This is a genomic window from Segatella bryantii (assembly GCF_022024215.1).
GTDB classification, from domain to species: Bacteria; Bacteroidota; Bacteroidia; order Bacteroidales; family Bacteroidaceae; genus Prevotella; species Prevotella bryantii.
In genome coordinates, this window is record NZ_CP091798.1 from 12,247 (window position 1) to 37,243 (window position 24,997).

At 38.1% G+C, this 24,997-nt stretch carries 22 protein-coding genes; 12 read left to right on the plus strand and 10 right to left on the minus strand.

Annotated elements, in window-relative coordinates:
- Positions 1-606, minus strand: coding sequence for a DUF4254 domain-containing protein (locus L6471_RS04280; RefSeq protein ID WP_006282794.1), 606 nt, complete (start codon positions 604-606; stop codon positions 1-3).
- 218 nt (positions 607-824) lie between these two features.
- Between L6471_RS04280 and L6471_RS04285 the strand changes: the two genes are divergently transcribed.
- The 6 genes from L6471_RS04285 (at position 825) to L6471_RS04310 (ending at position 7,879) form a co-directional block, all read left to right on the plus strand.
- Entirely contained in the window at positions 825-1,061 is a 237-nt protein-coding gene (locus tag L6471_RS04285) for an acyl carrier protein (RefSeq protein ID WP_006282795.1), read from the plus strand.
- A 20-nt stretch (positions 1,062-1,081) separates the two neighbouring features.
- Entirely contained in the window at positions 1,082-2,344 is a 1,263-nt protein-coding gene (gene fabF / locus L6471_RS04290) for a beta-ketoacyl-ACP synthase II (protein ID WP_006282796.1), read from the plus strand.
- The gene (gene rnc / locus L6471_RS04295; RefSeq protein WP_237797477.1) at positions 2,334-3,416 is read left to right on the plus strand and encodes a ribonuclease III; all 1,083 of its coding nucleotides are present in this window, start codon (positions 2,334-2,336) and stop codon (positions 3,414-3,416) included. The genes fabF and rnc overlap by 11 nt, the downstream gene beginning before the upstream one ends.
- 178 nt (positions 3,417-3,594) lie before the next feature.
- Complete coding sequence (locus tag L6471_RS04300) at positions 3,595-5,106, plus strand: GH3 auxin-responsive promoter family protein (protein WP_094448288.1); 1,512 nt, start codon at positions 3,595-3,597, stop codon at positions 5,104-5,106.
- 20 nt (positions 5,107-5,126) lie between these two features.
- Complete coding sequence (locus L6471_RS04305; RefSeq protein WP_074548064.1) at positions 5,127-7,058, plus strand: Ig-like domain-containing protein; 1,932 nt, start codon at positions 5,127-5,129, stop codon at positions 7,056-7,058.
- 5 nt (positions 7,059-7,063) lie between these two features.
- A complete protein-coding gene (locus L6471_RS04310; RefSeq protein WP_237797478.1) occupies positions 7,064-7,879 on the plus strand; it encodes a DUF3108 domain-containing protein in 816 nt (271 codons plus the stop codon).
- 93 nt (positions 7,880-7,972) lie between these two features.
- Here L6471_RS04310 and L6471_RS04315 read toward each other — a convergent pair whose 3' ends face one another.
- From L6471_RS04315 to L6471_RS04345, 7 genes are all read right to left on the minus strand, one after another.
- Complete coding sequence (locus L6471_RS04315; protein ID WP_006282707.1) at positions 7,973-8,956, minus strand: aldo/keto reductase; 984 nt, start codon at positions 8,954-8,956, stop codon at positions 7,973-7,975.
- Positions 8,957-8,968: 12 nt separating this feature from the next.
- The gene (locus L6471_RS04320; RefSeq protein WP_006282708.1) at positions 8,969-10,846 is read right to left on the minus strand and encodes a 4-hydroxy-3-methylbut-2-en-1-yl diphosphate synthase; all 1,878 of its coding nucleotides are present in this window, start codon (positions 10,844-10,846) and stop codon (positions 8,969-8,971) included.
- Positions 10,847-10,866: 20 nt separating this feature from the next.
- Positions 10,867-11,376 (minus strand): 5-(carboxyamino)imidazole ribonucleotide mutase, encoded by a 510-nt coding sequence (purE, locus tag L6471_RS04325; RefSeq protein ID WP_006282709.1) that lies wholly within the window; start codon positions 11,374-11,376, stop codon positions 10,867-10,869.
- A gap of 12 nt (positions 11,377-11,388) precedes the next feature.
- Positions 11,389-11,997 (minus strand): phosphatase PAP2 family protein, encoded by a 609-nt coding sequence (locus L6471_RS04330; protein WP_006282710.1) that lies wholly within the window; start codon positions 11,995-11,997, stop codon positions 11,389-11,391.
- 3 nt (positions 11,998-12,000) lie between these two features.
- Positions 12,001-13,509: an RNA polymerase factor sigma-54 gene (gene rpoN, locus L6471_RS04335; protein ID WP_006282711.1), complete on the minus strand. Its 1,509-nt coding sequence runs from the start codon at positions 13,507-13,509 to the stop codon at positions 12,001-12,003.
- Between the two features lie 12 nt (positions 13,510-13,521).
- On the minus strand, positions 13,522-14,172 hold the full coding sequence (locus L6471_RS04340; RefSeq protein WP_027453231.1) for a hypothetical protein: 651 nt from the start codon (positions 14,170-14,172) through the stop codon (positions 13,522-13,524).
- A 534-nt stretch (positions 14,173-14,706) separates the two neighbouring features.
- Positions 14,707-15,729 (minus strand): C1 family peptidase, encoded by a 1,023-nt coding sequence (locus tag L6471_RS04345; RefSeq protein WP_027453232.1) that lies wholly within the window; start codon positions 15,727-15,729, stop codon positions 14,707-14,709.
- A 73-nt stretch (positions 15,730-15,802) separates the two neighbouring features.
- Here L6471_RS04345 and L6471_RS04350 point away from each other — a divergent pair, with 73 nt between their 5' ends.
- The 5 genes from L6471_RS04350 (at position 15,803) to L6471_RS04370 (ending at position 20,662) form a co-directional block, all read left to right on the plus strand.
- The gene (locus tag L6471_RS04350; protein WP_074802967.1) at positions 15,803-17,068 is read left to right on the plus strand and encodes a peptidase U32 family protein; all 1,266 of its coding nucleotides are present in this window, start codon (positions 15,803-15,805) and stop codon (positions 17,066-17,068) included.
- 2 nt (positions 17,069-17,070) lie between these two features.
- Complete coding sequence (locus L6471_RS04355) at positions 17,071-17,493, plus strand: SufE family protein (RefSeq protein ID WP_006282922.1); 423 nt, start codon at positions 17,071-17,073, stop codon at positions 17,491-17,493.
- A gap of 8 nt (positions 17,494-17,501) precedes the next feature.
- The gene (locus L6471_RS04360) at positions 17,502-18,053 is read left to right on the plus strand and encodes an RNA methyltransferase (protein ID WP_027453234.1); all 552 of its coding nucleotides are present in this window, start codon (positions 17,502-17,504) and stop codon (positions 18,051-18,053) included.
- A gap of 163 nt (positions 18,054-18,216) precedes the next feature.
- Positions 18,217-19,449, plus strand: a complete 1,233-nt coding sequence (locus tag L6471_RS04365) for a trans-sulfuration enzyme family protein (RefSeq protein ID WP_006282924.1) — start codon at positions 18,217-18,219, stop codon at positions 19,447-19,449.
- Positions 19,450-19,483: 34 nt separating this feature from the next.
- Entirely contained in the window at positions 19,484-20,662 is a 1,179-nt protein-coding gene (locus L6471_RS04370) for a MalY/PatB family protein (RefSeq protein WP_094448290.1), read from the plus strand.
- On the opposite strand, the gene L6471_RS04375 is transcribed toward L6471_RS04370, so the two are convergent.
- Positions 20,650-22,155, minus strand: coding sequence for an acetyl-CoA hydrolase/transferase C-terminal domain-containing protein (locus L6471_RS04375; RefSeq protein WP_074548072.1), 1,506 nt, complete (start codon positions 22,153-22,155; stop codon positions 20,650-20,652). The two genes, L6471_RS04370 and L6471_RS04375, sit on opposite strands and share 13 nt — an antisense overlap.
- A 467-nt stretch (positions 22,156-22,622) precedes the next feature.
- Here L6471_RS04375 and cysS point away from each other — a divergent pair, with 467 nt between their 5' ends.
- Positions 22,623-24,113 carry a cysteine--tRNA ligase gene (gene cysS, locus L6471_RS04380; RefSeq protein WP_006282927.1) on the plus strand — a complete coding sequence of 497 codons (1,491 nt, stop codon included), beginning with the start codon at positions 22,623-22,625 and terminating at the stop codon, positions 24,111-24,113.
- A gap of 192 nt (positions 24,114-24,305) precedes the next feature.
- On the opposite strand, the gene trhA is transcribed toward cysS, so the two are convergent.
- On the minus strand, positions 24,306-24,962 hold the full coding sequence (gene trhA / locus L6471_RS04385) for a PAQR family membrane homeostasis protein TrhA (protein WP_027453238.1): 657 nt from the start codon (positions 24,960-24,962) through the stop codon (positions 24,306-24,308).
- Between the last annotated feature and the right edge of the window lie 35 nt (positions 24,963-24,997).

Genomic DNA, 24,997 nt, shown 5'->3' on the forward strand with positions numbered 1-24,997 from the left:
TTATTTTTTAGCGTATAATACAGGATTTGTATCTGTATCATTATACATTTTCATCTGGCGGTATACCTTCATATACTTTCTACCAGCTTCAATATCATCGAGCAGTTGATCAATAGCTATAGATAAATCTTTTTGCTGTTCGAGTAGGACATTGAGTTTAGCCTGACATTTAGCAATATGATCAGCAGAAGCATCATTACGTTCAGTCTGTTCCTTCATGTGATAAATTTTTAGTGCTAGAATGCTGAGACGATCAATTGCCCATGCAGGACTTTCTGTGTTGATGCGTGCATCATCTTGTATTTTAATCTCCTTATATTTATCACGGAAATAAGAATCAATCTGCTCAACTAAGTCGGTACGGTCCTGATTACTCTTATCGATGCGACGCTTCAAAGTAAGAGCTTCAACAGGGTCGATTTCGGGATCTCTGATAATATCTTCGAAATGCCACTGTACAGTGTCAATCCAATTTTTGAGATATAAAATGTAATCGATAGTATTCTCGGCATAACGATTTTGGATGGGAGTGTCAATATTATCCTTTACATGATAATCTTGAATAGCTTCGTTAAATATAACGTTACAATGTTCTGAAAATGACATATTTAAGTATAAATTGATTTGTTCACAAAAGTAGTTATTTATTTGTAAATAAGCAAATAATTGGAGAAAAAAGCAAAAAAATGCACATTTAGGGTACCCCTGTGCAATGAAAGTCGCTTTTTTTTCAAATTTATTTGCTATATTGGATTTAATTTTGTTTCTTTGCACCCGAATTTTTTAATTAGAAATCATTTATAAACATTTTAAAAGTTACAATTATGTCAGAAATTGAATCAAAAGTAAAGGCTATTATCGTTGATAAACTCGGTGTTGATGAGTCTGAAGTAAAGGCAGAAGCAAGCTTCACAAATGACCTGGGTGCTGACTCATTGGATACAGTAGAATTGATTATGGAATTTGAGAAAGAATTCAACATTTCTATCCCAGACGATCAAGCTGAAAAGATTGCAACTGTAGGTGATGCTATCTCTTACATTGAAGCAAACGCTAAGTAATTAGCACTTAAAAATATATAATGGAATTAAAAAGAGTAGTAGTAACAGGACTTGGTGCCGTAACTCCATTAGGAAACACTCCTGAGGAGACATGGGAATCTATGGTTGCCGGCAAAAGCGGTGCTGCTCCTATTACAAATTTTGATGCATCCCTTTTCAAGACTCAGTTCGCTTGCGAAGTAAAAAATCTTAATGTAAACGATTACATCGATCGTAAGGAAGCTCGCAAGATGGACCGTTATACTCAGTTTGCTATGATTGCTGCAATGCAGGGTGTAAAGGATAGTGGTCTTGATGCGGAATCAATAGACAAGAGTCGTGTTGGTGTTGTCTTTGGTGTAGGTATCGGTGGTATTCAAACATTCCAGGAAGAAGTAGGTTATTATGCTACTCATAAAGAGAATGGTCCTAAATTTAATCCATTCTTCATTCCTAAGATGATTGCGGATATTGCTTCTGGTCAGATTTCAATCCATTTTGGATTCCATGGACCTAACTATACCACAACAAGTGCATGTGCTTCTTCTAGCAATGCTGTTGCTGATGCATTTAACTTGATTCGTTTGGGTAAGGCTGATGCTATCGTAACAGGTGGTGCAGAAGCTGCCATTTGTGAGACAGGTGTTGGTGGCTTTAATGCAATGAAAGCATTGTCTACACGTAATGATGATCCAGAGCATGCGTCTCGTCCATTCAGTGGAAGTCGTGATGGTTTTATCATGGGTGAAGGTGCTGGTTGCTTAATTCTTGAAGAATTGGAGCATGCTAAAGCTCGTGGAGCGAAGATTTATGCTGAGATGGTTGGCGAAGGCATGAGTGCAGATGCTTATCATATCACAGCTTCTCATCCAGAGGGCCTTGGTGCTAAACTTGTTATGCAAGCTGCACTTGAGGATGCCAACTTAAAGCCTGAAGACATTGACTATATCAATGTTCACGGTACATCTACTCATGTAGGAGATATCTCTGAGGCTAAGGCTATTAAGGATGTCTTTGGTGAGCAGGCTTACAAGCTTAACATCAGTTCTACCAAATCAATGACTGGTCACTTACTTGGTGCTGCTGGTGCTGTAGAGGCAATGGCATGTATACTAAGTGTGAAGAATGACATTGTTCCACCTACTATCAACCACGTTGATGGTGATGAGGATCCTGAATTGGATTATAATATGAACTTTACGTTCAACAAGGCTCAGAAACGTACCGTACGTGCAGCCTTGAGTAATACATTCGGTTTCGGTGGTCACAACTGTTGTGTAGTATTCAAGAAATATGCTGAATAATTTTATAGATAGAATAAAGCTCCCTTTCCGCAAGGATAAGGAGCTTTGTTCTTCTTTATATGATATTCTCGGTTTTTATCCTCACGACATTAAGCTCTATAAACAGGCTTTGATGCATAAAAGTATCATGCATCGCAATTCTAAAGGTAAGCCTGTGAATAACGAACGTCTAGAATTCTTAGGCGATGCTATTCTAGATGCTATTGTCGGTGACATTGTTTATCAGCATTTCCCTGGTAAAAGAGAAGGCTTTCTTACCAATACCCGAAGTAAACTTGTACAGCGTGATACGCTTAATAAGTTAGCTCAGGAGATGGGTATCACCCAGTTAATTCTTTCTAATGGACACAGTTCCTCTCATAATAGCTATGTGGGAGGAAATGCTTTCGAAGCTTTGGTTGGTGCCGTATATCTCGATCGTGGTTATAATGCTTGTATGAATTTCATGCAGAATCGTATTCTGGCAAAAATGATAAACATCGATAAGGTGGCTTATAAGGAGGTAAACTTTAAAAGCAAACTGATTGAATGGAGCCAGAAAAATCGAGTTAAACTGTCTTTCGAAATGACAGGTCAGGATAAAGATAAGAATGGCAGTCCTATTTTCTCATATAAGGTTGTTATTGAGAATATAGATGGTGCAGAGGGGAAAGGTTATTCTAAAAAAGAAAGCCAGCAGATTGCTTCTAAAGGAACTCTGGATAAACTTCGCAAAGAACCTCAGTATATTGATGCTGTTTTTACTGCTAAGGCTAATCGTACAAAGATGGAAGAGGAACCTGTAGAGAATGTCCCAAGTACTGATATAAAAGACGATTTTATTATTACTAATGAGTCAGAAGAACCTGTTATAGAAGAGAAACATATTAACGTTTTTCGTGAGAAAGTATACGACGATATACCTAATCGCAAGCGTAGAGTTCCAATGTATACTCTTAGTGAAGAACAGGTTCAGAATAGTGTCTCGGATGATAATGATGAATTTAGTCTGAGTGATATTTCGGTTAATCCGAAAGAAAAAACCAAAGAAGAGATTATTACAGAAGCTGAAAATGCAGCTTTTGGTAACTAAACATATTTTGGCTGAATGAAGTAAAAAGTATTCTTGTATCTGATATCAGATATGAGGATACTTTTTTGGTTTTCCTGAAATGAGGAATGTCAACGATTTTAACTATTAAAATTAGTAAATTATTATTGTATGTCAAAAGTTTAGGGTAAATTTGCATACTTAAAGATATTCTAAAATAATGAGTTTAACGAGTTTAGCAAGTTTTATATTTAAACCTCGCCAAAAAGAGCTTGAAAAATATAATACTGCTGCAGAGGAGCTGCAGCAGAAGGTGCTCTCTAGCCTAATTGAAAGTGGTAGAGAAACTGAATATGGTCGTAATCATTTGCTCAAGAATACTCATAATTATGAGCAGTTTGCCCAAAATATTCCTGTAAATACATACGAGGAGATGAAAGGCTATATAGATCGTATGCGCCATGGTGAGCAAAATGTACTATGGCCAGGTGGTGTAAAATGGTATGCCAAATCATCGGGTACAACTAACGATAAAAGTAAATTTATTCCTGTATCAGCAGATGGTCTTCATCGCATTCACTACAAGGGTGGATTTGATGCTGTAGCTTTATATTTGGCTAATCATCCTCATAGTCGTATTTTTGATGGAAAAAGTCTTATTTTAGGTGGAAGTCATTCTCCTAACTATAATCTGCCTGGTAGTTTGGTAGGCGATTTAAGTGCTATTCTTATTGAGAATATCAATCCATTAGCTAATTGGGTTCGAGTGCCGAAAAAAGAAACAGCTCTTTTGAGTGATTTCGAAATAAAACGTGATCGTATAGCCAGGGAAACTATGAATAAAAACGTAACTACTATCTCTGGTGTACCAAGTTGGATGCTGAGTGTTTTGGTTCGTGTCATGGAGCTATCGGAAAAAAAACATTTGGAAGAAGTATGGCCTAATCTTGAGGTGTTCTGGCATGGAGGTATTGCTTTTACGCCTTATCGTCAGCAGTATGAGCAACTCATCACATCTTCTAAGATGAACTATATGGAGACTTATAATGCTAGTGAAGGTTTCTTTGGTTTGCAGAGTAATCCAAGTGATAAGTCTATGCTCTTGATGATAGATTATGATGTCTTCTATGAGTTTATCCCTATGGACGAATTTGGTTCAGACCATCCTACGGTAGTTCCGTTATGGGGAGTAGAATTAGGTAAAAATTATGCAATGCTTATTTCTACTTCTTGTGGATTATGGCGCTATATGATAGGCGATACAGTACAGTTCACAAGTAGAGATCCATATAAGTTTATAATCACAGGTAGAACAAAGTATTTTATTAATGCCTTTGGTGAGGAGTTAATTATGGATAATGCAGAGCAGGGATTGGCTTATGCTTGTGCAAAGACAGGTGCACAAATATTAGACTATACTGCTGCTCCTGTTTATATGGATAGTAATGCTAAGTGTCGTCATCAGTGGCTGATAGAATTCTCAAAAGAACCTGATAATTTAGATGAGTTTTCTACACTGCTTGATAAGAAACTTCAGGAGATTAATAGTGATTACGAGGCTAAACGCTATCATGATGTTACACTCCAGCATCTTGAGGTTATTAAGGCTCGTCCGAATGTTTTTAATGATTGGTTGAAGAGTAAAGGCAAGTTGGGTGGACAGCATAAGATACCTCGTCTGAGTAATAGTCGAAAGAATATTGACGAAATGTTGGCTATGAATCGAGAATAATTCTGTAGAATATATCTGCAATGAAAGAAAGTAAATTTACAATACTAATTTTAACAGTTTTGCTGTTCCTAGCTTCTTGTGCTAAGATGGGTAAGCCCGATGGTGGATGGTATGATGAAACTCCCCCAAGGGTAGTTGGAGCTTCACCTGCAGAAAAATCTACGGGAGTGAAAGCGAAAACTATGTATATCTATTTTAGTGAATTCATTAAAATGGAGAATGCTAGTGAAAAGGTTGTTGTTTCACCTCCACAGCTAGAAGCTGCTGAAATTACTAGTACTGGTAAGCGCATTAAAATAGAACTTAAAGATAGTCTGAAAGAGAATACAACTTATACGGTCGACTTTTCTGATGCTATATCGGATAATAATGAAGGTAATCCATTGGGAAATTTCACTTATACCTTTTCTACAGGTTCAGAGATTGATACAATGGAGGTTTCTGGATACGTATTGGAATCAGAAAATCTGGAGCCTATTAAGGGTATTCTTGTAGGTCTTTATAGTAATCTAACAGATACAATATTTAAAAAATCAGAAATGCTTCGTGTTTCGCGTAGTGATAGTCGCGGACATTTTGTTATTAAAGGTGTGGCACCAGGCAAGTATCGTATCTATGCTCTGCAGGATGTTGATGGAAACTTTGTTTTCAATCAGAAAAGCGAAAAGATAGCTTTTAGTCATGATATTATAGTTCCTAGTTGTAAGCCAGATACACGTCAGGATACACTTTGGAAAGATAGCTTACATATCAATACTATAACTCCTATACGCTATACGCATTATTACCCAGATGATATTGTGCTCAGAGCTTTTACTGAGCAAATGACAGATCGTTATTTTATTAAGAGCGAGCGTAAAGATGCTAATCATTTTACACTATTTTTCAGTTACGGAGACGATAACTTACCTCAAATAAAAGGTCTAAATTTTAATGCTGATAATGCTTTTGTTATAGAGTCTTCTGCCAAGAAAGATACTTTGACATATTGGCTTCGTGATACAGCTTTAGTTAATCAGGATACTCTTCGTTTGCAGATAAGTTATATGCATACAGATAGTATGGGGATATTGCAGAATCAGACTGATACCTTGGAAATCTTAGCTAAGACTTCTTATGAAAAACGACTGAAAAAGGAGCAGAAAGAGTATGAAAAATGGGAAAAGGCTGAAGCGAAGAAAAAAGAAAAGGGACTACCTTATGACTCTGTTAAGCCAAAAGAATTTTTGAAACCTGATATTCAGGTATCAGGTGAAATGGATCCTGATAAAAATATTCTCATATCATTCCCAACGCCGTTAGCGCGTATGGATACTTCTGCTATTCATCTATACTCAGAACATGATAGTCTATGGTATCGTTCGCCTTTTGAGATAGAAAAGCGTACTGATAGAGAATACGTGTTCAAAGGTGAATGGCGTCCAGATATACAGTATAGTCTTGAAATAGATTCTCTAGCTTTTGAGGATATTTACGGTGCAGTTTCTGATAAATATAAGCAAGGTTTTAAAATAAAAAAACTGGATGAATACAGTTCGTTGCTTCTTACACTTAATGACATGTCGGATACTACTGTTGTGGTTCAGTTGCTTGATGGTTCTGACAAAGTTGTCAAAGAAGTTACTACTTCAAATGGGCAAGTTGAATTCTACTATGTCACTCCAGGTTCTTATTATCTTCGACTGTTTGTAGACAGTAATAAAAACGGAATTTGGGATACAGGTAACTATGATGAAGGCAGACAGGCTGAAGAAGTATACTATTATCCAGAAAAAATAGAATGCAAAGCAAAATGGGATATTACAGAAAGTTGGAATCCTAAAGGTAAGCCATTATATAGACAGAAACCAGGTGTAATAACTAAACAAAAGCCTGATAAAGATAAAAAAATTAAAAATCAAAATGCTGAACGTGCTAAGCAGTTAGGTCTTCAGTATATTCCTCACGTATGATGATTATGAAAGAACTAAAATTGTTATTCGTTGCTTTCCTACTTTTTCTTTCTGTAGGAAATGCTAAGGCTCAGTGTACTTTCCATAATACGGCCTTTAAAAGTGGTGAATTTCTAGCCTACAATCTTTATTATAATTGGAAATTTGTATGGGTGAAGGCTGGTACAGCAAGTATGTCTACTGTGCAAAGTAAATATAAAGGCCATCCTGCTTATCGATGTAGCTTAATTACTCGTGGTAATAGTAAGGTGGATGACTTTTTTGTCCTTCGTGATACACTCTTATGCTATAATACGCTAGAACTAGCTCCATTATATTTTCGTAAAGGGGCTCGTGAAGGCAAGCGATATACAGTAGATGAAGTCTTCTATAGCTATAGTGGTGGTAACTGTCACGTTAATCAACAACGTTATTGGGGAGACGACGGACATGTGGATAAGGAAAAGCATACTTATCAAGAGTGTGTGTTCGATATGATGAGTATCTTCTTGCGTGCACGTAGCTTTGTACCGGATAAATGGAAAAAGGGTAATGTGGTCAAATTCCCTATTGTGGATGGACGTAACAATACTCCAGCTCAAATAAGATTTGATGGTAAACTAAATATTAAGGCAGACAATGGTCATAAGTATCGTTGTCTTCGTTTAGCTTACATGGAACTTGAAGATGGTAAGTATAAACGTATAGTCGATTTTTATGTTACTGATGATAGCAATCATATTCCAGTACGTCTTGATATGTATCTACGATTTGGTACAGCTAAGGCCTTTTTGACAGGTATTAAGGGTAATAAAAATCCTATTACTTCTGTAATTAATTGATATTATAGTACATATATATAATTGATAATGTAAAAGTCCCCAGAAAGCGAAATAAAGGCTTTCTGGGGACTTCTTTTATGTTTCTGATAAAAATTATATATCTTGATTTCTAAACGGTTCAGCATGGACACATTTCATATTTTTGTCCAATTGTTCCACGTTGCTTGCACCTACGAGAACGCTAGTAATGCCTTTTTGATGCAATATCCAAGCCAAAGCCATTTCTGCAAGCGTTTCATTTCTGCCTTCTGCTATGCTGTTCAGACTCTTAAGATAGTCAAGTAGTTCTGGTGTAAGTTTTTCTTTTTTCAAAAACTTACCTTTATTCATTCTGCTGTCTTCAGGTATACCTTTAAGATAGCGATCAGTAAGTAAACCTTGAGCTAGTGGTGAGAAGCTGATAAAACCAATGCCTTGTTCTGAACAATAGTCGAGTATACCTTCTTCTTGTGGCTCTTTGTCCAATAAATTCAGCCTGCCTTGATATATTAAAAGAGGAACATCGTGTTGGCGAAGATATTCATTTGCATATTTCAACGCTTCGAGTGGCCATCGGCTGATACCTACATATAGCGCCTTACCAGACTTTACAATATCTACAAGAGCCTGTAAAGTTTCATCTAGAGGTGTTACAGGATCATAACGATGACTATAGAACAGGTCGACATAATCTAGATTCATGCGTTTCAAACTCTGATTGAGACTAGCCATGAGATATTTTCTTGACCCCCAATTGCCATAAGGACCTTCCCACATATCATAACCAGCCTTGGTTGAGATAAAAAGCTCATCGCGGTAAGGCATAAAATCGTCAGTCATCAGTCTACCCATAGTTTCTTCAGCACTGCCATACGGAGGACCGTAATTGTTGGCTAGATCAAAATGGGTGATACCATGGTCGAAAGCATAATGCGTAATGGCTCTACTTCTTTCGTAAGGGTCTACACCTCCAAAGTTATGCCAAAATCCTAAACTGATTTTTGGCAATAGAATACCTGAATTACCACATCTGCGATACAGAGCATCGCTATCATCATAACGATGACTATCTGCGACATATCTACCTTTAAGTTCCATATCGTTTATATTTTAGTTTTTATTTTTATCAGATTCTATTAATTTTAGAAGGTGCTCTACGGCAAATTCTTCTGGAATATTTTTTTCGATACACTCTTGTTTACGATAGAGCGAGACTCGATTTACTCCTGCACCTACATAACCATAGTCAGCATCTGCCATTTCACCAGGACCATTTACGATACATCCCATAATTCCTATTTTAAGGCCCTTCATTTCTTTTGTAGCCTCACGTATTTTGGCGATAGTTTCGCGTAAATCATAAAGTGTACGACCACATCCAGGACAACTGATATATTCAGTTTTGGTTGTTCTTAATCTGCCAGCTTGTAGTATATTAAAGGCGGTGTCATCAACATCCTGTTGAGCTAAGTTACCATTGTTCATGAGCCAGATTCCGTCTACTAGTCCATCCATCATTAGTGCACCCATATCAGCGGCAGCTTCAAGTTGGAAATCGCTCTTTTGGGCCTGTGTATGTTCGTACATCTGAGCGAAAATGACAGGATTATGTAATCCATGGTTCATCATCTCATGGACGAGTGCACGCTGACAAGCCAGTCGATTCTGTTGGTTGCTGACGCAAATAACTACAATCTCAGGATGTGCTTTCAAACAAGCAAGATATTCAGCTGCAGGTGTGCCAAATTCAAGTACGAGGAATTTTAGTTCAGCCTGAATCATGCCTATGAAAGGCATAGCCGATACAGGGAAGATAGGATAGAGTTTAGCTCCTGTCGTCTCTGGTTTAACGTTAAGATCTTGGTAGGCATTATAATCTACAATATAGCATTGTCCCATTTTGATCTGCTTAGGCAGTTTACTGCCAATATATATATAATCAGGTGTCAGCTCTGCATTGCTTACAGCATTTGCACCTTTTATAGCATTGCACGAACTAATAACAACAGGTACATGATTTCCACCAATATTGATGACAGGCTGTGTATTTCTTCTTGTAGGACTAATCCAATTGAAGTCTTTATTAGCTTCTCCAGGAACAATGATATGTCCTGATTTCTTGCCGATATAGTCAACTAGATGTTTGGCTACAGGTATTTCAGCAGCAGGTTCCTCACTGAGGCTTACGCGAATGGTATCACCGATACCATCAGCCAAAAGTGCACCTATGCCAACAGCACTCTTAATGCGACCATCTTCTCCCTCACCAGCTTCTGTTACACCTAGATGCAGTGGATAGTTCATCCCTTCTTTCTCCATGGTGTCTACAAGTAAACGAACAGACTGCACCATAACAACTGTGTTAGACGACTTTATAGATATAACAACATTGCTGAAATTTTCTTTTTTGCAGATACGAAGGAATTCCATACAACTTTCAACAATACCAGCAGGGGTATCACCATATCGATTTCGTATACGGTCACTCAGCGACCCATGATTTACACCTATTCTGATAGCTGTATGATGTTCTTTACAGATATTAAGAAAAGGCACAAAGCGTTCCTCTATTTTTTTCAGCTCCTGTTCGTATTCTTCATCTGTATATTCTACCTGAATGAATTTACGTGCAGGATCAACATAGTTACCAGGATTTATTCGAACACCTTCAGCATAAAGAGCAGCAACATCAGCCACATGTGGATTAAAATGTACATCCGCTACAAGTGGTGTCTGATGGCCATCATTGCGTAGTCCTGCATTAATATTTTTGAGATTTTCAGCTTCTCGTGAGCCCTGTGTTGTCAGTCGTACCAACTCACCACCAGCCTTGATAATATCCTCAGCCTGTTTTACACAAGCTTCTGTATCATTGGTATTTGTGGTAGTCATAGACTGTATTCTTACTGGATTATTTCCACCAATATCGACAGCTCCAACATGTACATTAGAAGTTTGTCTACGCTGATATTGAAATAAATCTATCATGCAATTTAGATTTATTAATATTAATTACATTTGAACTTATAGTCTTTGATTTCGGCTAAATCCTTGTTTGCTTTTTCTATTTTAGCTCCAAGACCAGCTTTCCAAGCATCTACCTTTTTAGCCATATCTTCATCACCTAGTGCTATCATCTCAGCAGCAAGAACAGCTGCATTCTGAGCTGCATTTACACCAACAGTAGCTACAGGAATGCCAGGAGGCATCTGGATAATGCTCAACATGGCATCGAGTCCATCGAGCATACCTTTTATAGGTACACCAATGACAGGGAGTGGAGTAGAAGCTGCAATAACTCCAGGTAGAGCAGCAGCCATACCTGCAGCAGCAATAATAACCTTGATGCCACGATCTTTGGCACCTTTTGCAAATGCTTCTACAGCATCAGGAGTGCGATGAGCAGACAAAGCGTTAACCTCGAAAGGTATTTCTTGGTCTTCTAACCACTTACATGCTTTTTCCATAACAGGCAGGTCACTTGTGCTGCCCATGATAATACTAATCAATGGTTTCATATATTGTAATTTTTAAATAATGATTAACGAGCAAATAAATCCAATTAGAAATCCAGTAACAACTTGTTGTAATGAGTGTTGACGGAGTATCATTCTACTGGTTCCTACCATTCCGGCAATAATCATGATTAAACAGAACCACCAGATAGGATTAAAAGAAAAAATAAGAGAATAAGCCAGTAAAGCTCCTGCTACACCTCCGATGGCGGCTGTATGAGTAGATATTTTCCACCATACATTAATGAGAGCACATATCATTTGAATAACAAGAGCAGCTACTAAGATAATATTCATGAAGTGAGGTATATGAGCTCGAGACATGAGCCAAAAACAAAGAAAATAACACAGTATGGAAATCACATAAGGAACCATACGTTTTTCTTTTTGTCCTAGTTCAAATAAAGTCCATCCCTGATATTTACGATATGCATGTATCAGAAGTGAAGGCAGTAATATAGTAAAAAGATAGACAATTACTAGTACGAGTGCCTTGTAGCTCAAAGGCAAAAAACTCATATAGCTGAAAATAAACAGCATGAAAAATCCCACGATAGGGAGATAGAAAGGGGTGAAGATCATACTTAACACCCGAGCGGTCATTATTATATTTTTTTCGTTCATTGCTTAACTGCGACGTAGTCTTGCCACAGGTATATTTAGTTGTTCTCTATATTTTGCTATAGTCCTTCTAGCGATAGGATATCCTATTTTTTTCATTTCTGCAGCTAATGTTTCATCACTCAATGGCTTCTTCTTGTCCTCTTTTTCTATTATTTCTTTCAGTGCCAGTTTAATTTTTCTTGTTGAGAGTTCTTCCCCATTGTCTGTGGTGTAACCGTCACTGAAGAAAAAGCGAAGTGGGAATGTTCCCCATTTGGTTTGTACATATTTTACATTGCTAACGCGAGAAATAGTTGAGATATCCAAGCCGGTCTTTTCTGCGATGTCTTTCAGAATCATCGGTTTTAGATCAGCCTCGTCTCCATCCAAGAAAAATTTTCGCTGTAAGTCAATAATTGTTTTCATGGTTACGTAGAGAGTATGCTGTCGTTGTTTGATAGCCTCGATATAACCTTGTGCTTTTTCTACTTTTTCTTTAGCATAGAGCAGAGCTTCTTTGGTCTGTCGATTCATGCCTTCTTTATTGTTGCGATAGGTCTCCACCATTTCTGTAAACGATGGTGATACTGTCAGTTCTGGTATTCGACCATGATTAATGGTAAAACTGATGCTACCATCATCAGTAATATCGACAATAAAGTCTGGTGTAATCTGATTGATATTTCTGCCTTGTGTTTCACCTAAGGATGCACCAGGTTTAGGGTTCAGTCTTTTTATTTCTTCCTGCAGAGTTTGTATCTGAATATCGTTCAGCCCCATTCCTGTCTGTATCTTTTCCCAGTGTTTTTTTGTGAATTCTTCGAAATAATCTTTGATAACGGTCTGCATTGCTTCTTTTAGTCTGCCTCTAGGCATTCGGTCTATTTGTAGCAGCAAACATTCTTGCAAGCTTCGAGCTCCTATTCCTGCAGGGTCGAAGTTTTGTAGCAGATGTAGAATATGTTCTATATCGTTAACATCAGCATCAATATTGTGGTAGATTGCGAGTTCATCGCTAATCGATTCTAAGTCTTTTCGTAAAATGCCATCGTCATCCAGTGAACCGATAAGATACTCCATAATATCATGTTGCAGATCGGTAAGCTCCAACATATCCATCTGTTCGTTAAGTTTGTCATAGAATGAAGTAGTATCTCCATATACCATCTCTTCATAATCAGCATTTTGGATATTACTTCTCGAAGTATTATATTCAGGCATCTGGTCGTCTTGTCCTAAGCTTTCTAGGGCAGAGTCTAAAGCGTCTTCTCGTTCTTCTTTTTCGGTTTTTTTTTCATAAGAGTCTTCTTCCTCATTTTCATAATCATCACCGTTGCTGTCCATAGTGTTGTCGGCAAACTCTTCGTCAGACGATCTTTCCAGTGCCGGATTATCGTCCAGTTCAGCATTGATATTTTCTTCCAGTTCAGTCAACGGCATTTCCAGCAGCTTAACCTGAAGCATTTGCTGTTGGCTAAGTCGTTGTAATTGTTGTTGTTTCTGTATCTGTGTTTGAATGAGTTTTTGAGCCATACCATATTCTTTTTATAAAAAGTACTCTTTTAGCTGTGATGCCAGTGTATAAAGATTTTGTGGATCTTCATTTCCGAAACGTTTCCAAATTTCCTCACATGGTTTAAGCAGTGGAGTGATAGCCATAAAAGAGTCACGTGTAAGATAAGGATCACAAATTTGGTAGATGTCCATTATATTTGTAATCTTTTCAGGATTGAGGTGAATGAGTTTGGCCAAATCTTCTATTTCAGGAGTTTCTGGCACCATGGTGACAGGAGTGAGCTGAAAATAGAGATTTAGAATCATGATGAGCTTTATAGGTGATAATTCTTTGTCTGCTTCAAGAGGACGAAAATCTTTTTCCCAAGTTTCATGAATATCTACATCCTGAAAAAAAGTATCAGCGTGTTGAAATCCAAATTGTTCCTGAATAAGTTTAGCTTTCTGTTCTAATTTCTTAGGGTGTTTACTATATTTATCCCATAATAATTTTAATGAAGGCTGTTCAGATTTCTGCAAAAAAAACATCTGGTCATAGAGAAACTTTGGCTCAATGTGTAACATTAATGCCAAGTCTACCATGGCACGGGAGTACAGCGGTTTGATGCCGATAGGCTTTTTCATGTAGAGTTGCATCAGGAGCAACCAATATTCGTCTGACCATTGTGGATGATTAGCCATATACTTATCACAATAATTTAAGATAATGCAAATATAGTAAAAATGATTTGGTACACCAAATATCTCAACAATAAAAAAACGCATGGTTCTAAAAGAACTATGCGTTTATTATTTTTCTTCTCAAATTTCTCATAACCGATGTGATGCCTTCGATTTATTCAAACCTTTTCACCACATAGCCTGATGCAGTAAAAGCTGCAATCCAGGCAATCATCATTGTTATTCCCATCTTTCTACCTTTCTCTAATCAATCCTATTGAGTAATTATCCTATTAATCTTTTACCTATCGTTACCTAAACAATCTTTTTTTTACCTTTTGCTAAACCTGTCTTTGTATCCTAACAATCTTTACCTAAAATTTTCATTTATCTTTTTGATACTGCAAAGTTATATTCTTTTCTTTCATTTGCCATAAAAGATTTGTAATTTTGTTGATTTATATTTCTTTTCTTGATATAAATCAAAAAGTTTGTGTTCGCGCACAATATGTTATACAACACGAAAAAGGCATTAATATATTCTTCTATTATTTTTTATCGTTTAGAAAAACCGATAGCAATTGTCTTCATGGCGATATAGTCATATGACAGGTATACATATCCCTGTACACCTTGTTTAGGTCCATATGAGTTTTTTGCGATGAAATATTTTTCTCCTTTTTTATTAATGGCTATGCCGATAAGTTCCATGGCATGGTCATCAGTTGTCCGTAATCGTTCAAAGGCTTGCTGTCTTTTCTTTTGTGTAATATTCTTTTCCTCAAGAGTAGCAATACCCGCTTGTAATCGGCAGGAAGATTCGCTGGTATCGCCTTCCCAAAATACAGGATGTCCTTGACATATTTTGTTTTCTATTGTTTTCATCATTTTGTCAAGAGGTACATTGTAATAAGTATCATGGGTAAAATTATCAGGCATCTCCAGTTCTATATTTTGATAGAAAGGATGGTGGGTAAAACTAGTCATAAACAGATATTCGCCAGGAGCACATACACTATGTGCAAATTCCTTAGGAGTATATTGAGCTCCAAGCATAAAGACAAATTGGGCTGGCATATAACCGATTTCATTATCCAGCATTTGGTTAATTTTGTCTTGGAATTGTGCAATTCCTATGCCTTGTCGTGCTGAAATCATAGCAAGTTTTTCTACTTTTCTTTTTAGGATATTATAATTGATTATATCAGGATCCTGATAAGAATCATAGGGTTCCGCTCCATACTTTTGCAGGGTATGTATAAGCATAGGTCCCATACCTCTCATGTTTACGGGCTTTTCTCCAGCAGAGAGATAGCAGTTTGTGGCTTGATCATTAATAAGCATCCTTACGATATAGGCTGGTGAAAGGTTTACTGAGTCACCTCTCATGAGATGTTCTGTTTCGATGGTGGCCAGCATGGCATAAATCCAGCAAGTTTCACTGTTTCCCTGATTTTTTACAGGTGTAGTTTTCAAGCGCACTATCGTTTTCAATGCATCATGTGAAGTAGTAGACTTCTGCTCACAGCTTGAAAGCAGGAGTATAGATAACAATAATAGAATAACAGTTTGTTTCATATTACTTGCAAAAGTACTAAAAATATAGATAGGGTCTTCATATCTAGAAAATTAATTGTAACTTTGCAGCCAAATGAAAGAGAAGATAGAAGAATTCGAAGTTATGGCGCCCGTTGGTTCTCGTGAATCATTGGCTGCAGCCATTCAGGCAGGTGCCGATTCCGTTTATTTTGGTATTGGTCAGTTGAACATGCGTTCTCATTCTGCCAATCATTTCAACATTGATGACTTGCGAGATATCGCAGCAACTTGTAATGAGCATGGTATTAAGACATATCTTACAGTAAATACTGTAATTTATGATAATGATATCGAGACAATGAAGGAGATTATTGATGCAGCTAAGGAAGCAGGCATCAGTGCTGTCATTGCCAGTGATGTAGCTGTAATGGCTTACTGCAATGAGGTAGGTGAAGAGGTACACCTCTCTACACAGCTTAATATTTCTAATCTCGAAGCATTAAAGTTCTATAGTCGTTTTGCTGATGTATCGGTATTGGCTCGTGAGTTGAATATGGATCAGGTTAAGCATATACACGAACAAATCGTAGAGCAGAATATCTGTGGCCCGATGGGTCGTCAGATTCGTATAGAGATGTTTTGCCATGGAGCACTCTGTATGGCTGTCAGTGGTAAGTGCTATATGAGTTTACATAATATGAATCGTTCGGCTAACCGTGGTGAATGTGTACAGATTTGTCGTCGTTCATATACTGTAACCGATAACGAAACGGGTAATCAGCTTGAAATTGACAATAAATATATCATGAGTCCTAAGGACTTGAAGACCGTTCGCTTTATCGATCGAATGATGGATGCAGGTGTTCGTGTCTTCAAGATAGAGGGACGTGCTCGTGGACCAGAATATGTTTATACTGTTGTAAAATGCTATAAGGAGGCCATTCAATCTGTTCTCGATGGTACTTTTACAGAAGAGAAAAAGGATGCTTGGGATGAGCGTTTAGCCACAGTATTCAATCGTGGTTTTTGGGATGGCTATTACCAGGGTCAGACATTGGGTGAATGGAATAAGCACTATGGCTCTGTGGCTACAGAGAAGAAGGTTCTTGTAGGTAAGGTTATGAAGTATTTCAGCAAGTTAAATGTAGCTGAAGTTGCTGTTGAAGCCTCTAGTTTTAACCAAGGTGATAAACTGTTGGTAACTGGTCCTACAACAGGTGTTATGTATTTGAATGCCAGTGAGATACGTTATGACTTAAAGCCTGTTGATAGAGCTCTTCAGGGGCAGAGAGTATCAATCCCTGTAGATGGAAAAGTTCGTCCTTCAGATAAGTTGTATAAACTGGTAACTGTTCAAGAAATTAAAGAGATTAAATAACTATGACAATCAACGAAGCACAGGATGAAGTCATCGAGGAGTTTGCAGACTTCACTGACTGGATGGACAAATATCAGATGCTTATCGATTTAGGTAATGATCTGGAAGTACTCGACGAAAAGTATAAGACAGAGAGTAATCTTATAGATGGCTGTCAGAGCCGTGTATGGGTACAGTGTGATTATGAAGAAGGCAAGCTTGTTTTTACAGCAGATAGTGATGCGTTAATTGTAAAAGGTATCATAGCTTTGCTTATTCAGGTATTGAGCGGTCATACTCCTAAGGAAATTTTAGATGCTGATCTTTATTTTATCGAGCAAATTGGCTTGCGTGAGCATCTGAGTCCTACTCGTTCTAATGGATTGTTAGCTATGGTAAAGCAGATAAAGGCTTATGCTCTAGCTTATCAAGCTAAAGAAGCATAAATTGTATTATGAGAAAATTGCGTGCGATAGAGATGAATCGTCTTTCCGTAGAACAATTTAAGGAGGCTGAAAAGCTTCCTTTAATTGTTGTCTTGGATGATGTTCGCTCTTTGTATAATGTTGGTAGTGTGTTCCGTAGTGGTGATGCTTTTCGTATCGAAGCTGTTTATCTGTGTGGCATCACAGCTTGTCCTCCTCATCCTGAAATTCATAAGACAGCTTTGGGTGGTGAAGACAGTGTGGAGTGGAAATACTTCAAGAATACAGAGGATGCTGTTAATGAACTCCACAAGAAGGGCTATTATGTATATAGTATAGAGCAGGTGGAAGGCAGTACCAAACTTCAAAATCTTGAAGTGGATATTCGCCAGCATAATACTGATCAGCATTATGCTATGATTATGGGTAATGAAGTGAAAGGTGTGAAGCAACAAGTGGTCGACATGAGCGATGGTTGTTTAGAGATACCTCAGTTTGGAACCAAGCATAGTCTCAATGTTAGTACTACAGCAGGAATAGTGATTTGGGAATTTGCCAAAAATTTAGCATTAAGAGATTAACAAGAATGCTATTTTGATTATATTCAAGGATATCTTTATACAAGATATCCTTTTTTATTAAAAAATACCACAATGATAGTATTGTGGTATACACTAAAACTAGGTATATTTGCAAGTTAAATATAAAATCAACAAATTTTCAAGATATTAATTATTTAAGAGTATGAAAGAGAACGAACAGAATGAAAAAGATCCTGCGTGTTGTGGATCAAGTAAGAATTTGTCTAAAGAGACTTGTGCTATCCATGTACCTTATCGCAAGCGCGATGCCTATGGTGCGCTGAGTGTACCAGTATATAATGCAGTAGCTTACGAATTTGATAATGCGCAAGATATGACCGATGCTTTTACGGGGCGCTCAGGTATGCCAGATTATTCACGTACAGCTAATCCTACAGTTACCAATCTCGAAGATCGTGTCATTGCCCTTACAGGCGCTAAGCATGTTATTGCTTTTAATAGTGGTATGGCTGCTATCAGTAATTTACTTTTAGCTTTGACAGGACAGGGTAAGAATGTCGTAACTTCTAAGCATCTCTTTGGCAATACGTTCTCTCTATTGACCGTTTCGATGAAACGTTTCGGTGTAGAAACTCGATTGGTTGATTTAACTAATCCTGAAGAGGTTGCAGCTGCTATCGATGAGAATACAGCTTGTGTATTTTTTGAAATAATCACCAATCCTCAGATGGAAGTTGCTGATATTCCAACCTTAGCTAAGGTGGCGCATGAAAAGGGTACAGTGTTGGTAGCTGATACTACTACAATTCCTTTTACTCAGTTTAATAGTCATAGTCTTGGTGTCGATGTCGAAGTCGTTTCAAGCACTAAGTATATTAGTGGTGGTGCTACATCTTTAGGTGGTCTTGTAATCGATTATGGTTCAGTCTTTGGTATTGGCCAGTTTATCAAGAACGAATTACTTTTCAATTTTGGTGCTTACATGACTCCTCATGTAGCTTATCTGCAGACCTTGGGTTTGGAGACGCTTGCAGCTCGCTATCGTGTACAGTCTGATAATGCCTTGCAGCTTGCGAAGTTGCTTCAGACCCTTCCACAGATTAAGCGCGTAAACTATGTTGGTCTTGAGGATAATCCTTATCACGAATTAGCTCAGCGTCAGTTTGGTGCTACTGCCGGGGCTATGATTTGTATCGATTTGGCTGATCAGGATGCTTGTTTCCATTTTATCAATCACCTTCAGCTTATCCATCGTGCAACCAATCTATTTGATAATCGCACCTTGGCTATTCATCCTTATAGTACCATTTTTGGACTTTTTAGACCAGAGCAGAAGCGTAAGATGGATGTTCTTGATACCACAGTGCGTCTCAGTATCGGTTTGGAAGATTACCACGACCTGTTCAACGATATTCGTCAGGCTCTGGAAGCTTAATCATTCACATTACGATTAACTAAAAAGATTGTAGATGAAGTACGATTTCAATACCATTATAGATAGAACGGGCTCTGGCGATTTGATGCATGGAGCTCTCTTACCTCGCTGGCATCGTGACGACCTACTTCCTATGTGGGTAGCTGATATGGGCTTTGCCGTATGTCCTGATATCATAGATGCAATGAAGCAACGTCTTGAGCACCCGATATTAGGCTATACAGTAGAACCAGAGGATTATTATCCAGCTATTCACGATTGGATACTCAACCATCATCAATGGAGTATCCATCGTCGTTGGCTTAAATTTATCCCAGGTATCGTCAAGGGTATTGGAATCGTATGTAATCTCTTTCTCAAGCCTGATGAAAAGGTTATCGTTATGCCACCAGTATATCATCCGTTTTTCCTTACACCTCAGGGAAATCATCGTGAGGTCGTATGGAATCCGTTGAAGCGTAAGGAGGATGGTTATTACGAGATGGATTTTGATAACTTGGCACAAGTATACGATGAGAAATGTAAGGTATTGATACTTTGTAATCCTCATAATCCAGGAGGCATCTGCTGGGATAAAGAAACGCTGATTAAACTGGCCGAATTTTGTTATGAACATCATATTTTAGTGGTGAGCGATGAAATTCATGCAGATTTAGCCATATTTGGTCATAAACATATTCCTTTTGCTACAGTGAGCGATAAGGCTGCTCAAATTAGTATTACTTTTCAAGCCCCTACGAAGACCTTCAATATAGCCGGTATTATTTCCAGCTATGCTATTGTTCCGAATGAGAAAATTAGAAAAGTATTCTATCACTGGCTTACGGCTAATGAGCTCGATGAAGCTCATATCTTTGCTCATATAGCTACGATAGCTGCTTTCCGAAAGGGAGAAGAATGGCGTAAGCAGATGTTAGCTTACGTCGAAGATAATATTAAGTTTGTAGAAGATTATTGCAAAGAAAAAATGCCTCAGATTCGTCCGTTACGACCTCAGGCATCTTTCCTTGTTTGGTTAAATTGTCGTGACCTTCACCTTTCACATGATCAGTTGCTCGACCTCTTCATAGATAAAGCCCATTTGGCCCTCAATGATGGTGAGATGTTTGGGCCGGGAGGCGAAGGTTTTATGCGTTTAAATGTGGGATGCCCAAGACCATTGATAGCTCAAGCATTATCACAGTTGGCAGAAGCAATATCTCATTTAAGATAATCGCTGAAATCTGTCAGTCTCATATCACCTTTTGTCAAGAAAGTATCATGGAAGGCCAGAGCTGCTCGCATACTCTGTGGCTCATGGCCTACTCCTGCAATCTTCAGATATTCACGTAATATCGGACGATAGTCTGGATGTGCACAGTTCTCTATGATTTCCTGTGCTCTCTTCAACGGACCTTTTCCTCTTAGATCTGCTACCCCTTGTTCAGTTACGATTACATCTACATCATGTTCAGTAGAGTCCACATGGCTACACATCGGTACGATAGCAGATATCTTACCACCCTTAGTTGTACTCTGTGTGGTAAAAATGCTGAGATAGCCATTACGCTCGTAATCACAACTACCCCCTATACCATTCATCAATTTACTACCACAGATATGACTTGAATTCTCATTACCATAGATATCACACTCGATGGCTGTATTCATAGCGATGACACCCAATCGGCGAATTACCTCGGGCGAGTTACTGATTTCACTTGGACGTATAGTAATATGATTTTTGAAGTAGTCGATATTATTGTATACTTCCTGTAGCGTTTCGTTAGTAACTGTCAGCGAAGAGCATGAGGCATCCTTAATTCTTCCTTCTTGCATATATTTTATAACAGCATCTTGTACTACTTCGGTATAGACACTAAATACCGGAACATGAGGATTTTGACCTAAGGCCTCGAGTACGGCATTACTCGTGGTCCCCACACCACTTTGTAGGGGCAGAAAAGTAGATGGAATTCGTCCTGCTTTCAAATCCTTTACTAAGAAGTCTGCAACGTTATGTCCCATCTGCTCGGTTACTGGGTCTAATGGTTTGAATGCGCGCGCCTCTTCTGGGATGCAGCACTCTACTACACCTACAATCTTACTTGCATCAATTTCTACATACTCCTTACCGATACGATCACCTACATTCATAATAGGAATAGGCTGACGGAATGGACATTCTTCGATTTCGTATACATCGTGAAGGAAACGTGAGTTAGGACTATGGAATGTATTTTTCTCCAGAATAATGCGCTTGGCCAAACGGACGATAGTAGGAACGATTCCACCGGCACTGGTAAGATAAGCTTTACAGATGTTAGCACCCTCTTCTATGTCGCTAACCTCAATGATAGCCACATCGATGTCAGCATAAAATCCACGACGAAGACGTTCGCCCATATGTCCTAAGTGCATATCTTCGTAATCGATTTCACCCATGTTGGTGTGATTGCGGAAGTCTCTGTTGGTAGAGAAGGGAGTACGAAACTTGATAGCGTTGGCTGCAGCCATATCGCCCTCAATACTTTGCGAAGTAGAGGCACCAGTGATGATGCCTACCTGAAATGGATGTCCTGCCTCATGTTCTCCTATTGCTTTTTTTGAGAGTTCGCGGAAAATAGCCTTGGGAACACCATTAGGGGTAAATCCACTTAATCCTATTGTTTCGTTATTTTTTATCATAGCTGCACCTTCTGCAGCTGTTATTCTGGTATACGACATTTCTCTCTTATAATATTATATGCTCTTATAAAAACGATGTTGCAAAGATACATATTTTTTTATTAATATGTAAATTTTCGCTGCTTTTTTGCATAAAATTGGCTAAATATTAGTACTATTATGCTAATATAGTGTATTTATATACTTTTTCGTGTAGTGTATAATAAAAGAAAGAAGCTTCATATAATATCACCATATTACATGAAGCTTTCCTTGTGTGGTTGAGGGATTTGTGTCCTTTTGTTAAGTCTAGTTTTAATTTTATTTCCTATATATTGTATCTTGACGTTGCAAAGATAAAAAGTGGACTATACATATGCAAAAACTTTCAGCCAATCGTCTGTATTTTTAAGTGAAACGAATATGCAAATAGAAAATTGCTTTGATACTTCTTTATATAAAGTTATTTTGTTAACTTTGTAGCCAAGTTTTATTGTAAGAAAATAAAGAAAAAATAAGATAAACTCATGGAACAGCATTTATTAATCTATAATACGCTCACTAGAACGAAAGAGTTGTTCAAACCGTTGCATGCACCTAATGTGGGTATGTATGTATGTGGACCTACCGTTTATGGTGATGCTCACTTGGGCCATGCTCGTCCCGCTATTACTTTCGATATTCTTTTCCGTTATTTGAAGCACCTGGGCTACAAGGTACGCTACGTACGTAACATTACTGATGTCGGTCACTTGGAGCACGATGCAGATGAAGGAGATGATAAAATCGAGAAAAAGGCTCGTTTGGAGCAGTTGGAGCCAATGGAGATAGCACAGTATTATACTAACCGCTATCATCAGGCCATGGATGCGCTCAATGTATTGCCTCCATCAATCGAGCCACATGCTACAGGTCATATTATCGAGCAGGAGCAGTTAGTTCAGCAAATTCTTGATAATGGTTATGCTTATGAGAGCAATGGTTCTGTTTATTTCGATATCGAGAAGTACGATAAGGACCATAAATATGGTATTCTTTCTCACCGTAACCTTACGGATATGATTAATAATAGCCGTGAGTTGAATGGTGTGGGTGAGAAGAAAAATCAAGTAGACTTTGCTCTTTGGAAAAAGGCTACGCCGGAACATATCATGCGTTGGCCAAGTCCTTGGGGTGATGGTTTCCCAGGTTGGCACTGTGAGTGTACTGCGATGGGTAGAAAGTATTTAGGTAATCATTTCGATATTCATGGTGGTGGTATGGATCTTGTATTTCCTCATCATGAGTGCGAAATCGCTCAGGCAGTAGCTAGTCAGGGTGACCAGATGGTACATTACTGGATGCATAACAATATGATTACCATCAATGGTCAGAAGATGGGTAAGAGTCTTGGTAACTTTATAACTTTAGATCAGTTTTTCACAGGTAATCATGCTTCATTAGATCAGGCTTATTCTCCAATGACCATCCGCTTCTTTATTCTCTCTGCTCACTATCGTGGCACTGTTGATTTCTCTAATGAAGCTTTACTTGCAGCTCAAAAAGGTTATGAGCGATTGATGAATGCTATCGATGATTTGAGTCGAGTTCAGGTTGTAGCTACTAGCGATGAGCCTACAGCTAAGTTTGTGAAGGAGTTACGTCAACGCTGTTATGATGCAATGAATGATGATTTTATGACTCCACTTGTTATCAGCTATCTTTTTGAGGCATGTCACCTAATTAATTCAATCCTTGATCATAAAGCAAATATCAGTGCTGATGATTTAAAGGAACTTACAGATACTATGCACCTCTTTACTTTTGATCTTTTAGGTTTGAAGAACGAGAAAGGTGCTAATAACGATGCCCGTGAGGAGGCATACGGCAAGGTTGTTGATATGGTGCTCGACCTTCGTGCTAAAGCTAAGGCATCTAAGGATTGGGCTACAAGTGATCAGATTCGCGATATGCTAGCCGATGCAGGTTTCGAGATAAAGGATACCAAGGATGGTGTAGCATGGAAGCTCAATAAATAAGAGAAACTTCTTTTTATTAGATAACTTACATAGTAAAATCCCCAGGAATACGTGTTTTTTCTGGGGATTTTTTTGTGATTATTCAGAGAATTCGGTTATTCTCTTTGTCAAATACTATGTTAATACAAGGTAAGTGCATAATGGTTGGTGTTATTGGTTATTATTTGGGATGGATACCAGCAGTGATGCTTTTTAGATATACTGCATGAGAATATCCCATACAGCAATAATATGACAAATACTACCCATGAGTACGAAGAAGTGAAATACGGTATGCATGTATTTCTTTTTGTTTAAACTGTAGAAGATGGCTCCAGTGATATAGCTAACTCCTTCTGCAACTATCCAAACGAAAGCTGCTGTGGAAAGTGCGTTGATAAGTGGCTTGAATGCGATAAGGACCAAAAGCCCCATACCTACAAAAGCAATAGTTTCGAGATTACTGTGGTCTTTTAGGTTGACGAAACTCATAATGGTGCCGATAATGGCACAGAGCCAAATAAAGATAAAAATGCTCCATCCCCAATAACCCTGATCGCGCATAGCTATCAATGTGATAGGCGAATAACTGCCGGCAATATGCCAATAGATGGCAGCGTGATCCCATTTGCGTAGCCTTTCTTTCCATTTGCTCCAGGCCGAAAGACTGTGGTAAATGGTTGAAGCTGCATAGGAGCATAACATGCCGAAAAGATACAAAATGACCCCTGCTGTAGCCCAACCATTGTGGCGTGAGAAACACCAATAGAGAAAAATGATGCCAAATACAATGCCTAAGAGAATGCCTCCTGCATGCGACCAGCTATTCCATAACTCCTCTTTATGGTTAAAATGTATCTTGATTTTCATTGTAGTTATACTCCTATACTTTCCTAAGAATGAAT

Coding starts and splice junctions, on each gene's coding strand:
- L6471_RS04280 (WP_006282794.1), bottom strand. CDS start 606: ATGTCATTTTCAGAACATTGTAACGTTATATTTAACGAAGCTATTCAA.
- L6471_RS04285 (WP_006282795.1), top strand. CDS start 825: ATGTCAGAAATTGAATCAAAAGTAAAGGCTATTATCGTTGATAAACTC.
- fabF (WP_006282796.1), top strand. CDS start 1,082: ATGGAATTAAAAAGAGTAGTAGTAACAGGACTTGGTGCCGTAACTCCA.
- rnc (WP_237797477.1), top strand. CDS start 2,334: ATGCTGAATAATTTTATAGATAGAATAAAGCTCCCTTTCCGCAAGGAT.
- L6471_RS04300 (WP_094448288.1), top strand. CDS start 3,595: ATGAGTTTAACGAGTTTAGCAAGTTTTATATTTAAACCTCGCCAAAAA.
- L6471_RS04305 (WP_074548064.1), top strand. CDS start 5,127: ATGAAAGAAAGTAAATTTACAATACTAATTTTAACAGTTTTGCTGTTC.
- L6471_RS04310 (WP_237797478.1), top strand. CDS start 7,064: ATGAAAGAACTAAAATTGTTATTCGTTGCTTTCCTACTTTTTCTTTCT.
- L6471_RS04315 (WP_006282707.1), bottom strand. CDS start 8,956: ATGGAACTTAAAGGTAGATATGTCGCAGATAGTCATCGTTATGATGAT.
- L6471_RS04320 (WP_006282708.1), bottom strand. CDS start 10,846: ATGATAGATTTATTTCAATATCAGCGTAGACAAACTTCTAATGTACAT.
- purE (WP_006282709.1), bottom strand. CDS start 11,376: ATGAAACCATTGATTAGTATTATCATGGGCAGCACAAGTGACCTGCCT.
- L6471_RS04330 (WP_006282710.1), bottom strand. CDS start 11,997: ATGAACGAAAAAAATATAATAATGACCGCTCGGGTGTTAAGTATGATC.
- rpoN (WP_006282711.1), bottom strand. CDS start 13,509: ATGGCTCAAAAACTCATTCAAACACAGATACAGAAACAACAACAATTA.
- L6471_RS04340 (WP_027453231.1), bottom strand. CDS start 14,172: ATGGCTAATCATCCACAATGGTCAGACGAATATTGGTTGCTCCTGATG.
- L6471_RS04345 (WP_027453232.1), bottom strand. CDS start 15,729: ATGAAACAAACTGTTATTCTATTATTGTTATCTATACTCCTGCTTTCA.
- L6471_RS04350 (WP_074802967.1), top strand. CDS start 15,803: ATGAAAGAGAAGATAGAAGAATTCGAAGTTATGGCGCCCGTTGGTTCT.
- L6471_RS04355 (WP_006282922.1), top strand. CDS start 17,071: ATGACAATCAACGAAGCACAGGATGAAGTCATCGAGGAGTTTGCAGAC.
- L6471_RS04360 (WP_027453234.1), top strand. CDS start 17,502: ATGAGAAAATTGCGTGCGATAGAGATGAATCGTCTTTCCGTAGAACAA.
- L6471_RS04365 (WP_006282924.1), top strand. CDS start 18,217: ATGAAAGAGAACGAACAGAATGAAAAAGATCCTGCGTGTTGTGGATCA.
- L6471_RS04370 (WP_094448290.1), top strand. CDS start 19,484: ATGAAGTACGATTTCAATACCATTATAGATAGAACGGGCTCTGGCGAT.
- L6471_RS04375 (WP_074548072.1), bottom strand. CDS start 22,155: ATGTCGTATACCAGAATAACAGCTGCAGAAGGTGCAGCTATGATAAAA.
- cysS (WP_006282927.1), top strand. CDS start 22,623: ATGGAACAGCATTTATTAATCTATAATACGCTCACTAGAACGAAAGAG.
- trhA (WP_027453238.1), bottom strand. CDS start 24,962: ATGAAAATCAAGATACATTTTAACCATAAAGAGGAGTTATGGAATAGC.